The sequence below is a fragment of the Italian clover phyllody phytoplasma str. MA1 genome (genome assembly GCF_000300695.1).
GTDB lineage: Bacteria > Bacillota_I > Bacilli_A > Acholeplasmatales > Acholeplasmataceae > Phytoplasma.
Genome location: NZ_AKIM01000101.1, coordinates 1 through 2,981, shown reverse-complemented (window position 1 = coordinate 2,981; position 2,981 = coordinate 1). Strand labels below are relative to the sequence as shown.

1 protein-coding gene and 1 pseudogene are annotated in these 2,981 nt (G+C 31.0%); both read left to right on the top strand.

The window, feature by feature from the left end; all coding sequences use genetic code 11:
- Window positions 1-94 precede the first annotated feature (94 nt).
- Window positions 95-1,045, top strand: a pseudogene (locus RI01_RS02665) (leucyl aminopeptidase); the annotation flags it as partial.
- A gap of 499 nt (window positions 1,046-1,544) precedes the next feature.
- The gene (locus tag RI01_RS02660) at window positions 1,545-2,717 is read left to right on the top strand and encodes an NAD(P)-dependent malic enzyme (RefSeq protein WP_017193128.1); all 1,173 of its coding nucleotides are present in this window, start codon (window positions 1,545-1,547) and stop codon (window positions 2,715-2,717) included.
- Window positions 2,718-2,981 lie beyond the last annotated feature (264 nt).

Sequence of the window (2,981 nt, the reverse complement as noted above, 5' to 3'; positions counted from 1 at the left end):
AATATTTTTTTTATGTTATCATATAGTAAATTAATAAATAATTTTTTCTAAAAAGTATTTGTTTTAGAAAAATTAGTTGTTGTCATTCGGAACTATTTCGTTGAGGCTCACCCGTTATACTTTTGATCGTTATCATACAAAACTAAAAAAAGACGTTTCTGAAATATATAATGATTTATCGGTTGTAGTGGTGACGAAAGAAGTGTTTGTTTGCCAAAAAGAATTTTATAAGGCGGAAGCAGTAGTTCAAGGTTCTGATTGTCCTCCTTATTTAGCTATTATGAAATGGCAAGGTTCTTCTTCTCAAGAAGCTCCTTTATCTTTTGTAGGCAAAGGGGTAGTTTTTGATTCTGGTGGTATTTCCATTAAACCTTCTGGCGGTATGGAAGATATGAAAGGCGATATGGCCGGAGCTGCTATAGTAGTAGGCTTAATGCATACTTTAGCCGCTCGCAAAGCGCAAGTTAATGTTGTCGCAGTAGTTGTTTTAGTGGAAAATATGCCAAGTGGCAAAGCTCAAAGACCTGGCGATATTGTTACTTCTATGTCCGGTCAAACTATTGAGGTGATCAATACTGATGCTGAAGGAAGAATGGTATTGGCTGATGCTCTTTATTATACTAAAAATCATGTAAAACCTCAATTAATCGTTGATTTAGCTACTTTAACAGGCGCTATTATGGTTGCTTTAGAGGAAGAACATGCTGGTTTATTCTCTAATAATGATGATTTAGCAAAAAAATTACTTTCCTCCGGACAAATAACTGGCGAAAAATTATGGTTAATGCCCCTTTCTGAAGAATACGACCGTTTAATTGATAGTAAATTTGCTGATATGAGAAATTCTTCAGGCAGATTAGCAGGTTCAATCACAGCTGCTCAATTTTTAAAACGTTTTGTGGGCGAAGATACTCCTTGGGCTCATATTGATGTTGCGGGTGTATCTTTTAACGATAAAGTTAGCACAGTTAATAACAGTTGGTCCACTGGTTTTGGCGTTCGTCTTTTAAACCAATTAGTGGCTAATTATTACGAAAAGAAATAAATTAACGCTATTATAAAAAAAAATAATCATAAACTTTTTTATCACTCTTTTAGGATTTAGGATGCTTTTCTTTCTTCCAAGTTTTTCCAAACCACTCATAAGAGCGGTTTTTTCTTTACCATAAGAAACGGAGGCAAACGCTGTTAAGCGCCTATTATCTAGGAAATAAATCCATCTCTCTTTTTAACTCCTTGCTTAATAACTAATTTTAATTTATTAAAGTTCAGATGGATTTTTTAATTTTTCTTTCATAAAATGTTTATAATAAAAGCGGTTGTTTTTTAATTTAAATTAAAATGGAAAAAGAGGTGATTTTATAATTGTTGTTTTTTAAATTTTAAAAAATGTTTATTAAAAAAATTATGCGTTTACAGAATAAGGGGAAAAAGATTCATTTTTAAAAAAATTATTTTAGCAAACTTTCTTTCTTTTTTTGTTCTCATCCAATTAATTAAAAAACATTGTTTTAGAATAAAAATTAACTTTATAAGAAAAAATTATGGACACAAATCAAAAATCTTTACTTTTACACGAAAAAAACAAAGGTAAATTGGCTGCTAAAGTTAAAACAGAAGTTAATAATTTTGATGATTTATCTTTAGTATATACTCCTGGAGTTGCTGAACCTTGTCGTAAGATTCAACAAAACCCCGAAGACCTTTATAAATACACCATGAAATTTAACACAGTAGCTGTTATTACTAACGGTACGGCTGTTTTAGGCTTAGGAGATATCGGTTCTAAAGCTTCTATTCCGGTAATGGAAGGAAAATCTATTTTATTTAAAAGATTTGCCGATATAGACTCTTTTCCGATCGTTATAGATTCCAAAGATCCTGAAGAAATAGTAAATATTATTGCTAAAATTTCTGATGTTTTTGGAGCGATTAATTTAGAAGATATTAAAGCGCCTGAATGTTTCCAAATTGAAGAAGCTTTAAAAACGAAATTATCTATTCCTGTTTTTCATGATGATCAACACGGAACAGCTATCGTTGTAGCTTCTGGTTTAATTAACGCTTTAAGAGTAGTTAATAAAAAATTAGAAGACATTAGAGTGTTAATTTGTGGTACAGGTTCAGCTGGCATTGCGGTAGCTAAAATGTTGCTGAACTTAAAAGTTAAAGACATTGTTTTATACGATAAAAAAGGTGTTATCCTTCATGATAGCGATTGGACTAACCAAGAACAAAAGAAAATGTCTTTATTAACTAATAAAAACCAAGAAGACGGCGCTTTAAGTGATGTTATTAAAAATAAAGACGTTTTCATTGGCGTTTCTGGACCTAACATTCTTAATAGTGAAATGGTTTCCACTATGGCTAAAGATGCTATTGTTTTTGCTTTAGCAAACCCAAATCCGGAAATTTTACCTGAAGAAGCTAAAAAAGGTGGAGCAAGAGTTATCGCTACTGGTAGATCCGATTATCCTAACCAAGTTAATAACTGTTTAGCTTTCCCTGGTGTATTTAGAGGAGCTCTTGATTATAAAGCGACTCAAATTAACGAAGAGATGAAAGTAGCTGCGGTTTATGCTTTAGCTAGTGTTATTCCTGCTAACGAATTAAACGAAAATAATATTATCCCTGGCGTGTTTAACGAACAAATTGTTGCTTCTATTTCTAAAGCGGTTGGAGAAGCAGCTGTTAAAACAGGCGCAGTAAGAAAATAAAATTTATTTAATGATATTTTATTATCTAATTAAAAAAGTTAAGAAAGGAATAATATTGAGAACAATAAAAATAGTATATTCGATATTTACCTCTTAGTGAGATCGATTGTTTGGACTCCTATTCAAAGAAAATAAACAAATAACTAACTAAACCACTTAATGTGGTTTTTTTATTTTGCGCTGTTCCGTTTTTTTAGACAACTTTTGTCTTTAAAATTATTCTTTAAAACTTAAAATTAAGTGATAATTTAATATCTTTTCAAA